The following is a 17,254-nucleotide window of genomic DNA, read 5'->3' as shown; positions in this document are numbered from 1 at the left end:
AGTAATTATGGCTTTAAGTAATCCCTATCAAAAGTACCAACAGAACTCGGTGACAAGTGCGGCTCCGGAGGAGCTTACGCATATGTTGTACAACGGCGGGGTAAAATTTATCAAACAAGGTATCAAGTATATTGAAGAAAAAAACATGGAAGCTGCTCACAAAGCCCTGGTCAGGGCACAGGAAATATATGTGCATCTTTCTGAAACCCTCAATACGGAAATTGAATTGTCGGCCAACCTGAAAAAGTTATATGATTTTATCGTTGAACAAATAACGCGGGCCAATATAAAAAAAGATCCGGCTATTCTAAAACAAATACTTGAGTTGGCCGAGGACCTGCGCGATACGTGGAAAATGGCCATGGAAATGGCCAGGGGGTAGGTATATAAACGTTGAAAGAAGAGCTTTGTCCTGACAACTACCGGAATTTAATAGCATCTTTGGAACAAAAATTAAAGAAACTTGAGGATTTTAACCATTTGACTTACCTGCAGCTAAAAGCCGTACTGGATGAAAACATCAACGAGTTAAACAGTTTAATTCAGAAAAAAGAGCAAATAATTAATGCAGTCGACGAGATAAATGAGAGAATATTTAATTATGAGCTGCTGATTGGGGAAAAATCTTTATCCGGCCGGGGCCGCCACATGGATTTGAAACAGCAAATACATGATCAATTGGTGCAGGCAAAAGGGCTTGATGCAGAGGTTGGAAATGGCATGGAACGGCTGGCCCAAAAAATGGTTAAATCAATGACGGAACTGCGCCTGGGTAGGCGGACGGTTAAAAGCTACTACCGGAAAGCCGCTCAGGTTCAAGGTTATTTTCTCGACAAAAAGAAATAGATCCCGGGAGGTGTTTTTGGCGGTGAAAGTTAGCGTAGTAGAGCAGGTGCCCCTGAACGGGTTGGATAACTACGTTGCCCCGTCCCAGGGTAAAATCGCACCAAAAGAAATGGCAAAGACAGATGATAGTGCGAATAATGAAGAGCAAAACCAGAAGTATACATCGCAGCAATTAAAACAATCGGTTGATGCTTTAAATAAGACCATGGAAACCTATAAGACGGATATAAAATTTGAGCTGCATGAAAAAAGCGGCGAATATATGATTAAAGTTTTAAATGAGAGCGACGGCACGGTGATCCGTGAAATACCTCCCAAAAAAGTTTTGGACATGGTAGCTTATTTTAAAGAATTGCTCGGTATCATTGTTGATAAATTAATATAAATTCAAAAAGACAACTCGCCGGTTTGGGCGAGTTTATTCTTTATAAACTAATTAATAACATAAACTAATAACACCTGCCTGGCTTCTATGGATTGGGCCGGTTGCTGCAAAAAAGTATTGACATTAAATAAATATTTGTATAAATTGACATTGTAGTTATTAATTCGACCTACAGTTACAATTAAACAATGTTGGGCAAACCGACCGAAAGGCAGGGACGCAAAGCCATGGGTCTAAAGCGATTCGCCAAGATTGCCAGGCTGCAGAAAATAAAAAACGGGGGGATTATTTTATCCTTCCGTTAGTTTTTTATCAATCATTAAAATTTATTATTTATTTATAAAAAATTTCATAAAATTCTACAGGTTTAGTTTTTTTGCAGGAAAAAATTTATATACTGTAGAAAACATTTACAAAAAAATTGTCTTCTTTTGCAAATTGGAGGATATTTATGAAACTGTTTAATGATGGTCTTTCCAGCCTTTTGGTGAAGCAAATGGATGCCTGCACCCTGCGCCAGCGTGTAATTGCCAATAATATAGCCAATATTAACACCCCCGGGTTTAAAAAGTCGGAAGTTAATTTTCAGCAGCAGTTGATGGCTGCTCTTAATAACAGCGAGGTTGGACTTAGGGTTACCAATCAAAGACACATTGGGGCGGCCAATAACCTGCAGCAGCTTGAGCCGGAGGTTGTGCAGGTTGAAGATACCTCTATGAGCGCAGCTAAAAACAATGTGGATATAGATGAAGAAATGGTGAATCTTGCAGCCAACACGCTTGTATACAGGTTGGCAACCAGAATCAACAGCGACAGGGTTAATTTAATGAGTTATGTGATCAAAGGAGGCAGGTAATCAATGGGTTTATTTGACAGCTTCGGCATCAGCGCTTCAGGTATGACCGCCAACAGGTTTTGGGCGGACCTTATCTCAAATAATATTGCCAATGTCAACAGTACCGGGAAACCGGGCGACCCCAATAAACAGCCGTACCGGCGCGAGGTGCCCGTTTTTGGGGAGATATTGCAAAAGCAGTTGGGCCCCTCAAATGGTTCCACCGCTTCAGGCCGTGGTGTAACAGTAACTCAACTTGTCCGGGACAACAAAGAGCCCCGTATGGTTTATGAACCTGACCACCCGGATGCCGATCCCCAGACAGGCTATGTAGCTTATCCAAATATAAATATTTTAAACGAAATGGTTAATCTAATCGCTGCCACCAGGGCCTATGAAGCCAACGTGACAGCGCTGGAAGCTTCAAAAACCATGGCTGTCGCTGCAATTGACATGGGTAGATAGTAAACAGCAAAGGGTGAAAAAAGTGAACATAGTACCAATTGCAACACCTATTCAGGGTGTGTCCCAGGTTCAACAAACAAACACCGGTAATAACTCGAAATCCTCCTTTAAAGATATATTCGACAATGCTATAAAAAACTTAAATGATAATCAGTTAAAAGTTGAGGATACCGTAAAAAAATTTTTAACAGGCGAGATTCAAGATGTTCATACCGTTGTTATTGCCATGGAAGAGGCCAAGCTTGGCATGCAATTGGCGGTTGAAGTGCGCAATAAGCTGGTTGAGGCTTACCAGGAAATCTCCAGGATGCAAGTATAACAAATATTACCATATAACAGAGGCGTGGATGGATGAGTGACGGAATACTGGCCAAGTTCCGCCAGTGGTGGCAATCCCTTAAACAACCCCAAAAAATACTGTTTGCGGTTGGGTGCTTGGGGATTTTAATTACCATTGGCATTTTGGGTCAAGTTATGATGCGCCCGACTTACGCACCGTTGTTCACCGAGCTGGAACCCAAAGATGCAGCAAAGATTATTGAACAGCTGGAAAGCACAAAAACACCGTACCGTCTTACCAATAACGGGAAAAATATAGAGGTGCCGGAAGACCAGGTGTACAAATTGCGCATTGATATGGCCAGTGCCGGTGTTTTTAATGACAGCGGGGTTGGGTTTGAACTGTTTGATCAAAAAAAATTCGGCATTACGGATTTTGAGCAGCAGGTTGGGTACCAGCGGGCGTTGCAGGAGGAACTGAGGCGCACAATTGTCCAGCTTGACGAGGTTGAAGATGCGCGCGTCCACCTGGTGTTACCCAAGGAAAGCTTATTTTTGGATGAAAAAGTTACCCCTTCTGCCGCCATAGCTTTGAAATTAAAGAACAACGTCGAGCTTGACCCGGAGAAGGTTAAAGCTGTTCAAAGTCTTGTGATGGGCAGTGTACAGGGTTTAACGCCTGAAAATATACATATTATTGATACGCAGGGCAAGGTTCTGAATGACTCGCTGGCCTCCAACAGCGGGGACCGACTTTCAGCGGCTTCGCTGGAAAGGTTCGATATCCAAAAAAAATATGAAAAGGAACTGGAAACCCGCGTACAACAAATGTTGAACAGGGTCCTTGGACCCGGACGGGCTGTTGCCATGGTGGTTGCTGAATTGGATTTTGACCAGCAGCAAACAGTAAGGACCGAACACGGGCCGGGTGCGGTTTTGAGCCAGGAGACGGCAAAAGAAGGCGGTTCCGGCACATCACCAGGCGGCGTGCCCGGAACGGATTCCCAGATGCCCGGCAATTCCATGCCCTTCGCCGACACAGGCACCGGCTCCCAATATACCAAGGAACAGCAAACCACCAACTACGAGGTGGACACCACTCAGCAGACCACTGTCAAGGCTGCCGGTGGCGTTAAAAGGCTCTCGGTGTCGGTGGTGGTGGATGGTGATTATACACAGGCTAAATTGGACTCAATACAGCAGATCGTGGCGGCCGCCGTCGGTTATGATGCAGCCCGGGGCGACCAGTTGACCGTTTCCAGCATGCCTTTCAATAATGATTTACTTTCAGTCTTTAATGAGCCGGCTGCAAATCAAACACAAAAGACGACATTACTTTCCCGCGTCTATCTGTTGCCGGCCGGTGCGGCTGCAGGCTTGTTGATTTTGCTTGCTGTAATTTTATTGCTCAGGCGGCGCGCCCGCAGGCGCAAAGAAATGCTGCTGCAGTTGCAGGCTGAAGAAGAGGAGCGCCTGAGACTGGCTCAAGAACGGGAAATGGATGAGAAAATGGTTTTTGAAGAACCAAAACCGGGTTACCGGGCTAAAATACAGGGTATGGCCACGGAAAAGCCCGGGGTGATTGCGGAAATATTAAAAATTTGGTTGAGGGAGTAGAACATGCCTGCTGCTTCTAAACTTAACGGACTACAAAAAACGGCGATATTATTAATAACCCTTGGCGCCGACATATCCGCGAACATTTTGAAAACTTATTTTCACAATGATGATATCGAAAAAATTACCCAGCAAATAGCTATGATGGATGCCGTACCGCGGGATGTTCAAGAAGAGGTGTTAATGGAGTTTGCCGAGATGCTTCAAGCCCGCGAATTTCTGATGATGGGCGGCATGGAATACGCCAAGGAGATGCTGCAAAAGGCGCTGGGTGAGCAAAAAGCTGATTCAATATTGGAAAAGGTCATGCTCACTATTAAAAACAAGCCTTTTAGTGCGCTGCGCAAAACAGACCCCAGGCATTTGGTCACATTTATAAGAGATGAACATCCCCAGGTAATTGCTTTGATCCTGAACTATTTAAGCCCGGATCAAGCTGCACTGATCCTGTCCGCCCTTAATCCCGAACAGCAAAGCGATATTGCCCGGCGGGTGGCGCTTACCGACCGCGTGTCTCCTGAAATGATCCGTGAGGTTGAGAACATATTGGAAAGAAAGCTGTCGGTGCTTGAACACAGCGAGCAAACAGCCGGCGGTGTTAAGGCTCTGGTTGATGTTCTGAACAGGGTGGACCGGAGCACCGAGAAAACCATTCTTGAGGAACTTGAAATTACCGATCCTGCGCTAACCGAAGAAATACGCAAATTGTTATTTGTTTTTGAGGATATTGTCAAGCTGCCGGACTCCTCGATTCAGCGTGTGCTCAGGGAAGTTGATCCCAAAGACCTGGCCAGGGCCATGCGCGGCACGAACGAAGATGTCCAGGAGCGTATTTTCAAAAACATGTCCAAGCGGGCATCCGACATGCTGCGTGATGAAATTAAATACATGGGGCCGATACGTCTCAGGGATGTAGAAGAATCACAGCAAAAAATTGTACAGATAATCAGGCGGTTGGATGAAGCCGGGGAAATTGTGATTGCAAGAGGTGGCGAAGATGCCATTATCACATAGGATTATCAGGTATGGGGAAAACGGCTCCAATGGCTCAATAGATATGTATAATTTACATTTAAGGCATGATTTCCCAATTAAACTTAATGGGTTTGAAAACATTTCGGAAGTCCATTCTGATCAGGAATTGGTTAAATTACCTGCGGAAATTTTGGCGGAAGCTAAAAAACAGTCCGGGGATATGATTCAAAAGGCCCAAAATGAAGCTGCGGTTATCTTGGAGAAAGCCCGGGCCCAGGCGTCTGTTGAAGCTGAGAAAATAAAGGCGGATGCATATAAGGAAGGCTACGAACAAGGATACCGGTCGGCACTGGACGCGGCCGCTGCAGAAGCTCAAACCATCAGGGAGCAGGCCAAAGAAGTGCTGGCACAGTCTGAAAAGGCCAGGGCCGGACAAATTAACCGGCTAAAAGATGAAATATTAAATTTATCTATTGAAATAGCGGAAAAGCTGGTTAACCGGCACCTGGAATTACTTCCCGGTGCAGTGCTGGATATTGCCAGGGAGGCCATTCAACTGGTTAGCAACCGGCAATATGTAGTATTGTGGGTGCATCCGGATGATTTGGATGTTTGTGATAACAATAAGGACAACTTAATGGCTGCTTTGCCGCCCAAGGCGAAACTGCAAATTATAACCGACGAAACTATTAAAAGAGGCGGCTGTATTGTTGAGACTGACTTCGGTAAAGTGGACGCTACGTTAGCGGCAAGGTGGGAAAATTTACTGGCGGTGTTAAAAGGAGAGGCGGTTTGATCAGGCAACAGAATCTGTTATCAAACTTTGAAAATTGGCGCACAGCAGTTCGCCAGTCCAAATTGATTTACTCAACCGGCAAGGTAACCAAGGTAATTGGGTTGACAGTTGAAGCCAAGGGCCTTTCAGCCGGCATAGGCGAAGTTTGCGATATATTTGTGCCGGGGGAGAGTATTCCGGTAAAAGCTGAAGTTGTCGGTTTCCAGGGTGACTCGTCCATATTGATGCCCCTGGGGGAGCTGAAGGGCATCTACCCCGGGTGCCGCGTGGCGCCCAAAGGCGAAACCTTTAAAACTCATGTTGGTGAAAATCTATTGGGCAGGATTTTGGACGGCCTGGGGCGCCCGCTGGACGGAAAACCATTGGTTAACCACGAAAAATATACAGTAAATAATGCCCCTCCGGACCCTCTTCAACGAAAGCGGGTTAAGGAAGTGCTGGTTACCGGCATAAAGTCGGTTGACGCGCTTTTAACCTGTGGCAAGGGGCAGCGCATAGGGATATTTGCCGGAAGCGGCGTGGGGAAAAGCACTTTGCTGGGTATGGTCGCCCGGTTCTGTAACGCGGATTTAAATGTAATCGCTTTAATCGGGGAACGGGGCCGGGAAGTCTTGGACTTCATTGAAAATGACCTGGGGCCGGAAGGCCTGGCCCGCTCGGTGGTAATCGCGGCCACTTCCGATCAACCTGCCCTGATCAGACTAAAAGGCGCGCTTGTCGCCACGGCCATAGCGGAATATTTTAGGGACCAGGGTAAGGATGTAATGCTGTTTATGGACTCAGTGACCAGATTTGCCATGGCCCAGCGGGAAGTTGGACTGGCTGTGGGAGAACCGCCCGCAACCAGGGGCTATACTCCTTCGGTTTTCAGCCTGCTGCCCAAGCTGTTGGAACGATCCGGCAATTCACAATGCGGCTCCATCACTGCGTTTTACACTGTACTGGTGGAGGCGGACGATATGAACGAGCCTATTGCCGATACAGTGCGGGGTATTTTAGACGGGCACATTGTACTGTCAAGGGAGCTGGCGGCCCGCGGCCATTATCCCGCTATAGATGTTTTAAACAGCGTCAGCAGGCTCATGCCTGAACTGGCTGACAACAATCACCTGGCGGCGGCAACTAGAATGAGGCATTTATTGGCCACCTATAAACAATCGGAAGACCTGATCAATGTAGGCGCGTATGACCGGGGTTCCAACCCGGCCATCGATGAAGCTATTAAATATTACGATCAAATAATCTCTTTTTTGCGCCAGGAAGTAAATGAGAACAGCGCTTTTACGGAAACTCTTGAAAAAATGATGTTTTTACGGGAGTGATAAAAAATGCGCCGTTACAGCTTCCGCTTGGAGCAGGTATTGAAGCTGCGCGAAGCACATGAAGAAAAAGCCGCCAGAGAACAGGCCCGTGCATATGAAGAGTACAAGCTGGTTTATAACAGGTATTGCGATGCAAGGGATAAACTTGCGTCGGCTCAGGCGCCGGTTGATCTGTTCGACCCGTTTGACCTGATGAATCAAGTTTTTTACTGTGATTCGGCCGCCGTTGAACTAAGCAAACGGGAAGCCACGCTGGCAAAATCCAGGGCTAAACTGGAGCAGTGTAAAAAAAATGTGATTCAAGCCATGCAGAACAGGACCATAATGGAAAAGCTCAAACAAAAAGACCGGCGGAATTATGACCACGAAATAAACTTAATCGACCAAAGAGAGACAGATGAAATAGCAAACAGGCAGTACATTTATTTTAAACCAAGATAATACCATGTGGAAAAAATCCCACCGGTATTCCTAAACAATTATGAAATGAGGGGGTGAGGCTGCAAAAGCCCTGTTTAACTAATTATACGTAAGAATAAGTGATTATAAGGGGGTGATGAGTGGAAAATGCAGATTATATCGCAAGTTGCAGCCGCCGGAGCCCGGGACAAACCGAACCTGAACAGTAACAACGCGGCAAAACCGGTGTCTATTCAGGGTCAAATCATGGATTTTATGCTGTTGCTGCAATTGCTGGCCGGCAATCAAGAATCGGCAGGGCAGGATGCAGGCCCGGGCTATGCCGGTTGGGATATGGCCAATCTTCAACCGCCGCTAAATATTGATGTTTTTTCGCTTGACAATTCTCATATGCAGAAGGCTGATGCTCGGGATAACAATATTTCACCAGAAAACTGCATATTGGTTGACAAAAGTGTTACATCATATATTAACCCCGAAATGATGCTGTTGTTTCAGATGTTACCATCTATGGAAGCTGAACAAAATGATAACGGTGCCAGCCGGCATGATGTTAATCAAATCTTATACCAGGATTCTGAATCAGTTGATATGCCAAAGTCATTACAGATGGATGCAGCTGTTGGCGAAAACAATTGGATTTTCATCGATCCTGCAACGGCCATGGCATTGGAAAACTCTTTAACGGGTACGTTTGAGGCTGACGGTAAAACATTGGCAGCTCAAATAATTAACGAAGCAACAGGCAAATTAGCATCGGATGGGTTAATAAAAACTGAACCGGTTGTTGGGGGAGCATTACCACAGCCAGTTAATGTTACTGGCCAGGCTGCGGTTATTAACGCTGTACAACTTACTCCAAAAGGCGGGCCGGGAAAAATGGTTGACGGTTTGCCGGTATTCGGTGTTGCTGCCGGCACTGCTGAAGATAATACCGCACCCGCGTTGGACCCTGTGCAGTTCAACCCCAAAACTGAAACGATAACTTTGGGGGCATTACTACCCCAAGGTAAAGTTTCGAGCTTGGCACAAAATGTTCATGGACTGGACACTAATGCTTTACCCATCAAGACTAAAAATGACTTCATATTGACAGGAGCTTCGTTGCAGCAAAGCAATACCGCTGTTGCACCCGTTACCGATACGGCTGATTCAGGTGCTAAACATGCAGGACAACATTTTATGCAGCAAAACCCTGGTGATCAAACTTCTGCCGCGCTGACAGAAGCTTTTTCGGCAACCCCTTCTACCCAAGGGGTCATGCAGCAGCTGCGTGTGCATGACAGCTCTTTTTTATCCGGGCTGGCTGACATTATCAAAGGACAAGTGAGCAGAGATTCGGCCGGGCGGGCCCACGTCAAGCTGCAATTGCAGCCGGAAAACCTGGGCCAGGTGATCATAAAGTTGGTGTTTAAGGATGGGAATATATCAACGCAATTTGAGGCCACAACTGAGCATGCAAAACAAATCATCGAGAATTCACTGCCCCAGTTACGCGAAACCCTGGCCAATTTTCAGCTTAACCTGCAAAACGCCTCGGTAACAGTTGGCGGTGACAGCGGCGGCAGGTGGGGAGGGGAATGGAACCGGGGAGGAAATCACAGCAACCGTCGAAGTCAATTTAAAGATGAAAATGAAGAGGTCCAAAGTGACGCAGATCGTCAAGGCCAACTCAATTACTATGCATAACAGGAGGTGGGGAAATGGTAGATGCGATTAAATCAAACCAGGACTACTATCTTCCAGAAAAGACCAATTATATCAATGAAAAGTCCGGGGGATTATCCGACCCCAACACTTTTCTGAAAATATTAGTGGCTCAAATGCAATACCAGAACCCAATGGAACCATCAGACAGTAATGCATTTATCACCCAGCTGACGCAATTGGCCACCATGGAACAAATGAACAATGTCAGCACCAGTATGAACAACCTTGCTTCTAAATATGAAATGTCCCGCTATTATGAACTGATCGGGCAGCAAGTAACTTTATCGCAAGGTGATAATTTAGTTACCGGTACTGTCGGCGGAGTTGTAATGGTTGATGATAAACCGTACTTTTACCTGGCCGGAGCGCCGGACGGAAATAAATACTCATTGGATCAAGTCAAGGGTGTAGCCGGGTCTGCTTATATTGATATCCTGCCTTACCTCACAATTGTTGGCAAGACCGTAAAAGCCGGGGATGAAAATGGAGAAGTTACAGGTGTTGTTGAGAAGGTGCTTTTTAATAACGGTGGGGCCGCGATTCAAATAAACGGTAAAACATACAGTATCAGTAATATTTTGGAAATATCGAATCCGCCTGCAACCGGAACAATGGATAATGGGACAGGGGGTACAAGTGAACCTGAAACAACTCCCGCTGCTGCTCCTGTATTATAGCTGTAAAGCTAGGTGAGCAAATTGGAGATTAAAAACCTGAATTATCTGCCGGAACCGGTAATCCCCAAAAACATACCCGGCGGCAGTGCTCCCAAAATAAAACAAAATCATAGCCAGGCGGAAAGTTTCCAGGATATTTTGTTTCGGGAACAGGCCAATACAAAGCAAGTTAAAGTTTCCGCCCACGCTCAACAGCGGCTGGCCGACAGAAATATAACGCTTAATCAAAACGATTGGGCTAAAATTAACAACGCCATTACCAGGGCGGAAGCCAAAGGTGCCGTAAATTCACTGCTGATTCACCGGGATGTGGCATTAATAGTAAGTGTGAAAAACCGTACGGTAATTTCAGCCATGGATGATTCACAAATGAAAGAACATGTATTTACCAATATTGACAGTGCCGTAATCGTCAAGTAAGCAGCCGGACCTCCGGGAAGCTGCGGGTCGCCGACCGAATGACGCGACCCAATATAACATGGTTGTCAATTGTGTTTTGAACAGGAGGCAAGAAAATGATCCGTTTAATGTCTTCAGGCGTATCCGGGATGATTAATCACCAATACCGGATGGACGTCATCGGCAACAATATTTCCAACGAGAATACAACTGGCTATAAATCGTCCCGTGCCACTTTTAAAGACGCTTTGTACCAGGCTATGGGAAGCGGCGGTTCTCAACAGGTCGGAACCGGTGTGGATATTTCGGATATCAGCAATAACTTCGGTCAGGGAACATTGGAACCAACAGGAAGAACACTGGACGTTGCTATTCAAGGCGCTGGTTTTTTCGGCGTGACCGATAGTTCCGGTAAACTAAAATTCACCAGGGATGGATCTTTTTTCTTTGATAAAGATGGTTTTTTAAGAAATTCTTCCGGGTTAAATGTTGTCCGGCCTGACGGTGAGCCCATTAATGTGCCTGAACTAAAAGATCGTGAGAAGGTTCAAATTTCGGAGACCGGACTGATCTACAAAGTAGATGTAGACCCTGCCACTATGGAACCAATCCAAACAGATTTGGACCAAATTGGTTTGTTTAACTTTCAAAATGTTTCAGCGTTAACCAAAACCGGGGATAATTTATTCCTTGAAAATGACAGGACCGGTGAAAGGTACTCCAACGAGGACGGAAATGATGGCTTTGGAACCATCAATTCCGGTTACTTGGAAGGTTCAAATCTTGATATTATTGAAGAATTGGCGCAATTGATATCAACCCAGAGAGGGTATCAAGCCAACGCCAAAGTATTTACAACCGCCGACGAAGTTTTGCAGGATATTATTCAATTAAAACGATAAGGAGGCGACATTATGATTCGTTCACTCTTCTCCGGAGTGTCCGGCATGAAGAACCACCAAATCCGCATGGACGTGATTGGTAATAATATCGCCAATGTTAATACGGTAGGGTTTAAAAGGGGCCGGGTCAACTTCGAAGATACACTGTACCAGACCATTAAAAGTTCCAGCAAAACCTCAAACCCGGCCCAGGCTGGTTTAGGTACAGCAATAGCAAGTATTACATCGGATATGAATTCGGGTGGCCTGCAGTCAACCGGCAGGAATCTTGATTTAGCGATCAACGGGGATGGTTTTTTCAGATTTACTGATCCTAAAAAGAGTTTGGATGATCCAAGCAATCAGTTATATGGCCGTGAAGGTACCCTATATATAAATAACAATGGCAGTATAGTAAATTCGAACGGTTTGCAGCTTGTTGCCTACCAGTGGAAAAGGGTATCAGTTACTGGCACAAATCCTGCCGCAAACATCACAGCGGATGGAGACCTGGTGCTGCAAAAAATTAAAACGGACCCCGGTACGCTGTCAGAAGCACTTCCACGGACAACACCATTGGTGAAAATTAGCCTAACGGCTGGAATGACCATAGATCAGGTTATTGAAAAAATCAATGAAAAAACCAATTCCACAGGGGTTGTGGCCAGTAAAGACGCTTCAGGAAAACTGGTATTATCGTCTGAGTTAAATTCTTTGGACGGGTTTAGTATAGATGCCACGTCAACGGGTCAGGTATTAACAGATCTGGGGCTAGCATCGGGTGATAATAAATTCGATAAAACCAATGCAGAATATGGCCAAAGGGCGCTGCAAATTGACCCCGGCAGCATTCCCGTCGGCAGCATACAGTTTTTAGATGACGGCACTGTTATCGGTTATGACCAAAATGGGAATAGCTTGCAGTGGACGGATGAACAAGGTAATAAATATGATTCAACCATGATAAAATTGTATACATTCCCCAACCAGGACGGTTTGGAAAGAGTGGATAAAAACATTTTTACAACCAGTGTGAGCAGCGGTAAGGAACAGGAGGGTATGTCCGGCAGCACCGGGTATGGCACCATTGTTTCCGGTTATTTGGAAATGTCCAATGTCGACTTGACAGACGAGTTTTCCACCATGATCACCACGCAAAGGGGTTATCAGGCCAGTGCAAGGATGATAACCGTATCGGACACCATGCTGGAGGAATTGCTGAACCTCAAACGGTAAGTAATTTAACCTAAATCAATGTCATAGCGAGGCGTGAAACGACGCGGCGTTGGGACACACCTCTTCGAGGTATGTCCCAACGCTTGCCGAAGTTTTTTAAAGCAGTTAAACATATCACAACAAAACAGTTAGGGTGAGCAAATTGGCATTTAGAAAACCGAAGAAAGATAAAGATAAGCAGAAAAAAGCAGATCAGGCTGAAAAGAAAACCGGTGCCGGGGGAGGCAATTTATTAATAATGTTTGTAATGATGCTGGTGGTTTTTATGGTCGGCGCCGGTATGGTTATCGGGTATTATAATTTTTTCGGGCCTGCCGCGCAGGCTAATAATAAGCAGCCGAAAAAAGAGAAGGTTACCGTTCTGGCTAATTTTGATTTGGGCGACATGGTGGTTAACCTGGCTGACCAGGACCAAAGCAGATTCTTGAAAACCAAAATTACGTTGGGATATATTCAAACCAAGGAAAACGACCAATTGATGGACGAGAAAAAAAGCCAGGTCATTGAGGAGGTATTGCTCACCCTGCGCAAGAAAACTTTTGCGGATGTCAGCCCGCCCGGTGCAACAGATAAATTAAAAACTGAGCTGATAAAAGCCATCAACAGCCGGCTGAACGCGAGTGTAGTAAAAGAATTGTATTTTACCGAGTACATAGTTCAATAATTTTAACAATTTAATTAATGGGAGTTGCAGCCATGCTTTCTCAACAGGAACTGGATGATTTTTTGGGTAGTTTTAATGCACGAAAAACAACAGTAAAAAAAATAAATTATCCTGCTTTAAGCGCTCAGACCAACCTGACCGGAGCAAGGGTGCCGGTTGAGTTTTTACATGATGTTACCTTGGACATCTGGGCCGAGTTGGGGGAAGCTACTTTAACTGTTAGGGAGATCCTCAATTTAAAAGAAGATTCAGTAATAGAATTGGAAAAAGCAGCCGGTGATACAGTCAACCTTAAAGTTAACGGGCGTGAATTTGCCCGCGGTGAAGTTATCATTATCGGCAGCAACCTGGGCATCAGGGTGGACCGTATTTACGATACCAAACAAACTAAGGATAAGGATGCAGGTTAAAATGGATAAGGAAATGATAGCAGCACTGGTTCGACTGGTGATATTGCTTCCCGTTATCTGCGCGCTTGCTTATCTTACGATAAAATACGGTTTGGGACAGGTCAGGCGGGTTAGCCTCACCGGTAAAAAAAGAATGCGCCTGTTGGAGCAGGTTTCGCTTGGACCCAAAAGCGGGTTGTCTTTGGTGCAGGTGGGTGATAAGTATTTGCTTTTAGCTCACCAGGAAGGAAGTATCATTGTGGTTAAGGAAATGGATCAATTACCTGATGAATTGGAAAATAATCTGCCGGAATGGAAAAGCTTGAGCCAGGTTATTAAAGGCATAAATCTTTTTGGTGGGCGACCAGGAAAATAGTTCCCCTGATTAAAGGCTACAGCAAAATTGTATCTGACAACGATTAAAGCGGGGTAAATATATGAATCCGGCAGCTGTTAAACGATACATAAAAAGTAAATGGTTTTTTTTAATATTAGGCTTATTTATTCTGGTCTTTGCCGGGCCTGCGCAAGCCCAACCTCTTCCGGGCATTGATCTAAACGTACAGCCGACAGACAATCCAGCTCAGGTGGTAAACAGTATCAAAATTCTGATCATGCTGACGCTGCTTTCCCTGGTGCCGGCATTTTTATTAATGATGACCAGCTTTACCCGTATCGTAGTAGTCCTTTCGCTTTTGCGCAGCGCCATTGGCACCCAGCAGGCACCGCCCAATCAAGTGATCATAGGGCTGGCGCTTTTTCTGACTATATTTATTATGTCGCCGGTATTCAAACAAGTTAACGATCAGGCTGTGCAGCCTTACCTGGCTAATCAAATCAGCCAGCAGCAAGCCTGGGATAAAGCATATGAACCTTTACGAAAATTTATGGCCAAGCAAACACGGGAAAAGGATATTGCGCTGTTTATAACACTTTCCGGCATGGACAAGCCCAGGAACCTGCAGGACCTGCCTGCCAACGTTATGATACCGGCCTTTGTCATTAGTGAACTTAAAACGGCCTTTCAAATCGGATTTATGATTTATGTGCCCTTTTTGGTTATAGATATGGTTGTCGCCAGTACGCTGATGTCCATGGGTATGTTCATGCTGCCGCCGGTGATGATTTCTTTGCCTTTTAAAATATTACTGTTTGTTATGGTGGACGGCTGGTACCTGGTGGTTAAAACTCTGGTGGAAAGTTTCTAGGCCTGCACGTACGGGGGAATTAACATGTCCGAATCTTTTATCATCGAGTTGGTGAGGGAAGCTATCTTTATGGTCTGTATCATTGCCTTGCCCCCCCTGATAGTCTCATTAATTGTAGGACTGGTTATCAGTATTCTGCAGGCTACAACTCAGATACAGGAACAGTCCCTTACCTTTGTGCCAAAGATCGTTGCGGTTTTTGTAACCCTGGCGGTAATGGCTCCCTGGACCGTCCGGGTTTTGGTTTCTTTTACCAACCAAATTTACAACAGGATTCCGGACTTGCTCAGGTAAGGGGTAATTTAAATTGTTTGAAGCCGGCCAAATTGCCATATTCTTTCTGGTTCTGGCCAGGATTTCCGCCTTTTTTGCGGCCGGACCCGTGTTTTCCATGCCAAATATTCCGGGTCTGGTGAAAATTGGGCTGTCATTCACCCTGGCGGTTATTGTTTTCCCATCTGTTAGTGCAAACACCGTTAATTACGCCATGGATAGCTGGGAGTATGTATTTGCGCTGCTACGGGAAGTGTTGTTTGGACTGGCTTTGGGATATGTCGCCACTCTGGTTTTTAATGCGCTTATATTTGCCGGGAGCCTGATTGACCTGCATATTGGCTTTTTTATGAGCAGCATTTTCGACCCTATGTCCGGTTCCATGGCGGGCATTATTTCTAAATTTTTACATCTCTTGGGTCTGGCGGTGCTGCTCGGGTTTAACGGCCACCATATTATAATTGCTGCATTGGTCCGAAGTTATCAAGTGGTACCTGTTAATTCCGCTAAAGTTAGCGCGGCATCAGCATTATTTTTGATTAAAGTTTTTGCCCAAATGATTCTTATCGGTGTGCAGATAGCAGCTCCCCTGATAGCTGTAATGCTTATCGTGGACGTAACACTGGGATTGCTTGCGCGCACGGCACCCCAGATCAATGTTTTTATGCTGGGGTTTCCAATAAAAATCATATTTGGATTATTAACGCTTAGTGTGATGGTACCGGTTATGGTTCGGATCATTTACTCGCTGTTTTCGACAATTGAGCAAGATATGTTGACTTTAATGAGGGGAATGACCTGATGGCTGAGAATAGTTCCTCCCAGCAAAAAACTGAAGCCCCGTCACCGCGACGGTTAAGTGAGGCGCGAAAAAAGGGTCAGGTTCCCAAGAGTCGTGATTTTAATGCGGCGGTTATCTTATTGGCTGCGCTGGCCGCAATTGCTTTTTTAAAGGATACGATTCTATTTTCCATGCAGCGCATGCTGCTGGACTACTACCGGGCAGGTTTCATCATTGATATGCCTCCGGAAAACCTCCCCTTTTATTTGATTGGTTTTGTAATACGCATGTTCCTTGTATTACTGCCGGTTTTTATCATTATTTTAATAGCGGCTGCGGCCTCAAATATAGCCCAGGTCGGCATATTGTTCGCCCCCCCGGTGCTTCAGCCCAAGCTTGAACGACTGAACCCGGCTGAAGGTTTGAAGAGAATTTTTAGCCTGCGCAGCTTGTTTGAACTGGCAAAAAACCTGCTGAAAATAATCATTGTCGCCTGGGTTGTTTATTTAGTCGTCAGGGCCAGGCTCCCGGAAATGCTGCTGTTTTATTTTAAGGCGCCGGCAGAGCTGTTGGACCAAATTGCAAATTTGATGATGGTTGCTGCCTTTGCCGGGGGCGGGGCATTTCTGGTCATTTCTTTTTTAGATCTTTTATACCAGCGTTTTGAACACTATAAAAATTTGCGCATGACCAAGCAGGAAGTAAAGGACGAATATAAACAAACCGAAGGCGACCCGATGGTTAAATCTTGGCTGCGCCGCCGGCAACGGGAAATTGTAATGAATTCGATCAGGCAGGAGGTGCCCCGGGCCACCGTTGTGATAACCAACCCGACCCACGTGGCGGTTGCCGTTAAATACGAAGATAAATCAATGCACGCTCCTGTAGTTACTGCCAAGGGCGCAGGTGAACTGGTCCGGGTAATTAAGCGGTTGGCCAAGCAAAACAATGTGCCCGTTATTGAAAACCCTCCGGTGGCCAGGATACTGTACCATAATATTGAAATTGGCAGCGAAATACCGGTTGAATTATACCAGGCTATTGCAGAGATTATTGCCCTGGTATACAAACTGAAGGGTAAGGCTGCCGGATAAAT

General features: G+C 45.5%; 23 protein-coding genes and 1 riboswitch. All 23 genes read left to right on the top strand.

Annotated elements, in window-relative coordinates:
* The first annotated feature begins 7 nt into the window (after nucleotides 1-7).
* The 23 genes from fliS (at nucleotide 8) to flhB (ending at nucleotide 17,252) form a co-directional block, all read left to right on the top strand.
* Nucleotides 8-382: a flagellar export chaperone FliS gene (gene fliS / locus H569_RS0100470; protein ID WP_027363336.1), complete on the top strand. Its 375-nt coding sequence runs from the start codon at nucleotides 8-10 to the stop codon at nucleotides 380-382.
* A gap of 11 nt (nucleotides 383-393) precedes the next feature.
* Complete coding sequence (locus H569_RS0100465; protein ID WP_027363335.1) at nucleotides 394-846, top strand: hypothetical protein; 453 nt, start codon at nucleotides 394-396, stop codon at nucleotides 844-846.
* Between the two features lie 22 nt (nucleotides 847-868).
* Complete coding sequence (locus H569_RS18810) at nucleotides 869-1,231, top strand: flagellar protein FlaG (protein ID WP_238492438.1); 363 nt, start codon at nucleotides 869-871, stop codon at nucleotides 1,229-1,231.
* Nucleotides 1,232-1,415: 184 nt separating this feature from the next.
* Nucleotides 1,416-1,499: riboswitch (cyclic di-GMP riboswitch) on the top strand.
* Between the two features lie 183 nt (nucleotides 1,500-1,682).
* On the top strand, nucleotides 1,683-2,087 hold the full coding sequence (flgB, locus tag H569_RS0100455; RefSeq protein ID WP_034629033.1) for a flagellar basal body rod protein FlgB: 405 nt from the start codon (nucleotides 1,683-1,685) through the stop codon (nucleotides 2,085-2,087).
* Between the two features lie 3 nt (nucleotides 2,088-2,090).
* Complete coding sequence (gene flgC / locus H569_RS0100450; RefSeq protein WP_027363333.1) at nucleotides 2,091-2,531, top strand: flagellar basal body rod protein FlgC; 441 nt, start codon at nucleotides 2,091-2,093, stop codon at nucleotides 2,529-2,531.
* 22 nt (nucleotides 2,532-2,553) lie between these two features.
* On the top strand, nucleotides 2,554-2,850 hold the full coding sequence (fliE, locus tag H569_RS0100445) for a flagellar hook-basal body complex protein FliE (protein WP_027363332.1): 297 nt from the start codon (nucleotides 2,554-2,556) through the stop codon (nucleotides 2,848-2,850).
* A gap of 32 nt (nucleotides 2,851-2,882) precedes the next feature.
* The gene (gene fliF / locus H569_RS0100440) at nucleotides 2,883-4,427 is read left to right on the top strand and encodes a flagellar basal-body MS-ring/collar protein FliF (protein ID WP_027363331.1); all 1,545 of its coding nucleotides are present in this window, start codon (nucleotides 2,883-2,885) and stop codon (nucleotides 4,425-4,427) included.
* A 3-nt stretch (nucleotides 4,428-4,430) separates the two neighbouring features.
* Nucleotides 4,431-5,441, top strand: a complete 1,011-nt coding sequence (fliG, locus tag H569_RS0100435) for a flagellar motor switch protein FliG (protein ID WP_027363330.1) — start codon at nucleotides 4,431-4,433, stop codon at nucleotides 5,439-5,441.
* A complete protein-coding gene (locus H569_RS0100430) occupies nucleotides 5,425-6,198 on the top strand; it encodes a FliH/SctL family protein (protein ID WP_027363329.1) in 774 nt (257 codons plus the stop codon). The genes fliG and H569_RS0100430 overlap by 17 nt, the downstream gene beginning before the upstream one ends.
* Nucleotides 6,198-7,520 carry a flagellar protein export ATPase FliI gene (gene fliI / locus H569_RS0100425; RefSeq protein ID WP_081410829.1) on the top strand — a complete coding sequence of 441 codons (1,323 nt, stop codon included), beginning with the start codon at nucleotides 6,198-6,200 and terminating at the stop codon, nucleotides 7,518-7,520. The genes H569_RS0100430 and fliI overlap by 1 nt, the downstream gene beginning before the upstream one ends.
* Before the next feature lie 6 nt (nucleotides 7,521-7,526).
* Entirely contained in the window at nucleotides 7,527-7,961 is a 435-nt protein-coding gene (locus H569_RS0100420; protein WP_027363327.1) for a flagellar export protein FliJ, read from the top strand.
* A gap of 126 nt (nucleotides 7,962-8,087) precedes the next feature.
* Nucleotides 8,088-9,629 (top strand): flagellar hook-length control protein FliK, encoded by a 1,542-nt coding sequence (locus H569_RS0100415; RefSeq protein ID WP_027363326.1) that lies wholly within the window; start codon nucleotides 8,088-8,090, stop codon nucleotides 9,627-9,629.
* 14 nt (nucleotides 9,630-9,643) lie between these two features.
* On the top strand, nucleotides 9,644-10,327 hold the full coding sequence (locus tag H569_RS21105; protein ID WP_027363325.1) for a flagellar hook assembly protein FlgD: 684 nt from the start codon (nucleotides 9,644-9,646) through the stop codon (nucleotides 10,325-10,327).
* Nucleotides 10,328-10,339: 12 nt separating this feature from the next.
* Nucleotides 10,340-10,747 carry a TIGR02530 family flagellar biosynthesis protein gene (locus tag H569_RS0100405; protein ID WP_238492434.1) on the top strand — a complete coding sequence of 136 codons (408 nt, stop codon included), beginning with the start codon at nucleotides 10,340-10,342 and terminating at the stop codon, nucleotides 10,745-10,747.
* Between the two features lie 95 nt (nucleotides 10,748-10,842).
* Nucleotides 10,843-11,628, top strand: coding sequence for a flagellar hook-basal body protein (locus H569_RS0100400; RefSeq protein ID WP_027363323.1), 786 nt, complete (start codon nucleotides 10,843-10,845; stop codon nucleotides 11,626-11,628).
* Nucleotides 11,629-11,640: 12 nt separating this feature from the next.
* Nucleotides 11,641-12,843 carry a flagellar hook-basal body complex protein gene (locus tag H569_RS0100395; RefSeq protein ID WP_027363322.1) on the top strand — a complete coding sequence of 401 codons (1,203 nt, stop codon included), beginning with the start codon at nucleotides 11,641-11,643 and terminating at the stop codon, nucleotides 12,841-12,843.
* A 142-nt stretch (nucleotides 12,844-12,985) separates the two neighbouring features.
* Entirely contained in the window at nucleotides 12,986-13,507 is a 522-nt protein-coding gene (locus H569_RS0100390; RefSeq protein WP_027363321.1) for a flagellar basal body-associated FliL family protein, read from the top strand.
* 32 nt (nucleotides 13,508-13,539) lie between these two features.
* Nucleotides 13,540-13,917: a FliM/FliN family flagellar motor switch protein gene (locus tag H569_RS0100385; RefSeq protein ID WP_157833441.1), complete on the top strand. Its 378-nt coding sequence runs from the start codon at nucleotides 13,540-13,542 to the stop codon at nucleotides 13,915-13,917.
* A gap of 1 nt (nucleotide 13,918) precedes the next feature.
* Nucleotides 13,919-14,272 carry a flagellar biosynthetic protein FliO gene (gene fliO / locus H569_RS18800; protein WP_051273082.1) on the top strand — a complete coding sequence of 118 codons (354 nt, stop codon included), beginning with the start codon at nucleotides 13,919-13,921 and terminating at the stop codon, nucleotides 14,270-14,272.
* A gap of 61 nt (nucleotides 14,273-14,333) precedes the next feature.
* Nucleotides 14,334-15,104 (top strand): flagellar type III secretion system pore protein FliP, encoded by a 771-nt coding sequence (fliP, locus tag H569_RS0100375; protein ID WP_034629032.1) that lies wholly within the window; start codon nucleotides 14,334-14,336, stop codon nucleotides 15,102-15,104.
* A gap of 24 nt (nucleotides 15,105-15,128) precedes the next feature.
* On the top strand, nucleotides 15,129-15,398 hold the full coding sequence (gene fliQ, locus H569_RS0100370) for a flagellar biosynthesis protein FliQ (protein ID WP_027363318.1): 270 nt from the start codon (nucleotides 15,129-15,131) through the stop codon (nucleotides 15,396-15,398).
* 13 nt (nucleotides 15,399-15,411) lie between these two features.
* A complete protein-coding gene (gene fliR / locus H569_RS0100365) occupies nucleotides 15,412-16,179 on the top strand; it encodes a flagellar biosynthetic protein FliR (protein WP_027363317.1) in 768 nt (255 codons plus the stop codon).
* A complete protein-coding gene (gene flhB / locus H569_RS0100360) occupies nucleotides 16,179-17,252 on the top strand; it encodes a flagellar biosynthesis protein FlhB (protein ID WP_027363316.1) in 1,074 nt (357 codons plus the stop codon). The genes fliR and flhB overlap by 1 nt, the downstream gene beginning before the upstream one ends.
* Nucleotides 17,253-17,254: the final 2 nt, after the last annotated feature.

The sequence above is a fragment of the Desulfotruncus alcoholivorax DSM 16058 genome, from assembly GCF_000430885.1.
GTDB classification, from domain to species: Bacteria; Bacillota; Desulfotomaculia; order Desulfotomaculales; family Desulfallaceae; genus Desulfotruncus; species Desulfotruncus alcoholivorax.
Note: the sequence above shows the minus strand (reverse complement) of the source record. Positions and strands in the feature narration are given on the sequence as shown.

Coding starts and splice junctions, on each gene's coding strand:
- fliQ (WP_027363318.1), top strand. CDS start 15,129: ATGTCCGAATCTTTTATCATCGAGTTGGTGAGGGAAGCTATCTTTATG.
- flgB (WP_034629033.1), top strand. CDS start 1,683: ATGAAACTGTTTAATGATGGTCTTTCCAGCCTTTTGGTGAAGCAAATG.
- H569_RS0100420 (WP_027363327.1), top strand. CDS start 7,527: ATGCGCCGTTACAGCTTCCGCTTGGAGCAGGTATTGAAGCTGCGCGAA.
- fliF (WP_027363331.1), top strand. CDS start 2,883: ATGAGTGACGGAATACTGGCCAAGTTCCGCCAGTGGTGGCAATCCCTT.
- flgC (WP_027363333.1), top strand. CDS start 2,091: ATGGGTTTATTTGACAGCTTCGGCATCAGCGCTTCAGGTATGACCGCC.
- fliO (WP_051273082.1), top strand. CDS start 13,919: ATGGATAAGGAAATGATAGCAGCACTGGTTCGACTGGTGATATTGCTT.
- fliG (WP_027363330.1), top strand. CDS start 4,431: ATGCCTGCTGCTTCTAAACTTAACGGACTACAAAAAACGGCGATATTA.
- H569_RS0100400 (WP_027363323.1), top strand. CDS start 10,843: ATGATCCGTTTAATGTCTTCAGGCGTATCCGGGATGATTAATCACCAA.
- H569_RS0100430 (WP_027363329.1), top strand. CDS start 5,425: ATGCCATTATCACATAGGATTATCAGGTATGGGGAAAACGGCTCCAAT.
- H569_RS0100415 (WP_027363326.1), top strand. CDS start 8,088: ATGCAGATTATATCGCAAGTTGCAGCCGCCGGAGCCCGGGACAAACCG.
- H569_RS0100395 (WP_027363322.1), top strand. CDS start 11,641: ATGATTCGTTCACTCTTCTCCGGAGTGTCCGGCATGAAGAACCACCAA.
- fliP (WP_034629032.1), top strand. CDS start 14,334: ATGAATCCGGCAGCTGTTAAACGATACATAAAAAGTAAATGGTTTTTT.
- H569_RS21105 (WP_027363325.1), top strand. CDS start 9,644: ATGGTAGATGCGATTAAATCAAACCAGGACTACTATCTTCCAGAAAAG.
- flhB (WP_027363316.1), top strand. CDS start 16,179: ATGGCTGAGAATAGTTCCTCCCAGCAAAAAACTGAAGCCCCGTCACCG.
- H569_RS0100385 (WP_157833441.1), top strand. CDS start 13,540: ATGCTTTCTCAACAGGAACTGGATGATTTTTTGGGTAGTTTTAATGCA.
- fliS (WP_027363336.1), top strand. CDS start 8: ATGGCTTTAAGTAATCCCTATCAAAAGTACCAACAGAACTCGGTGACA.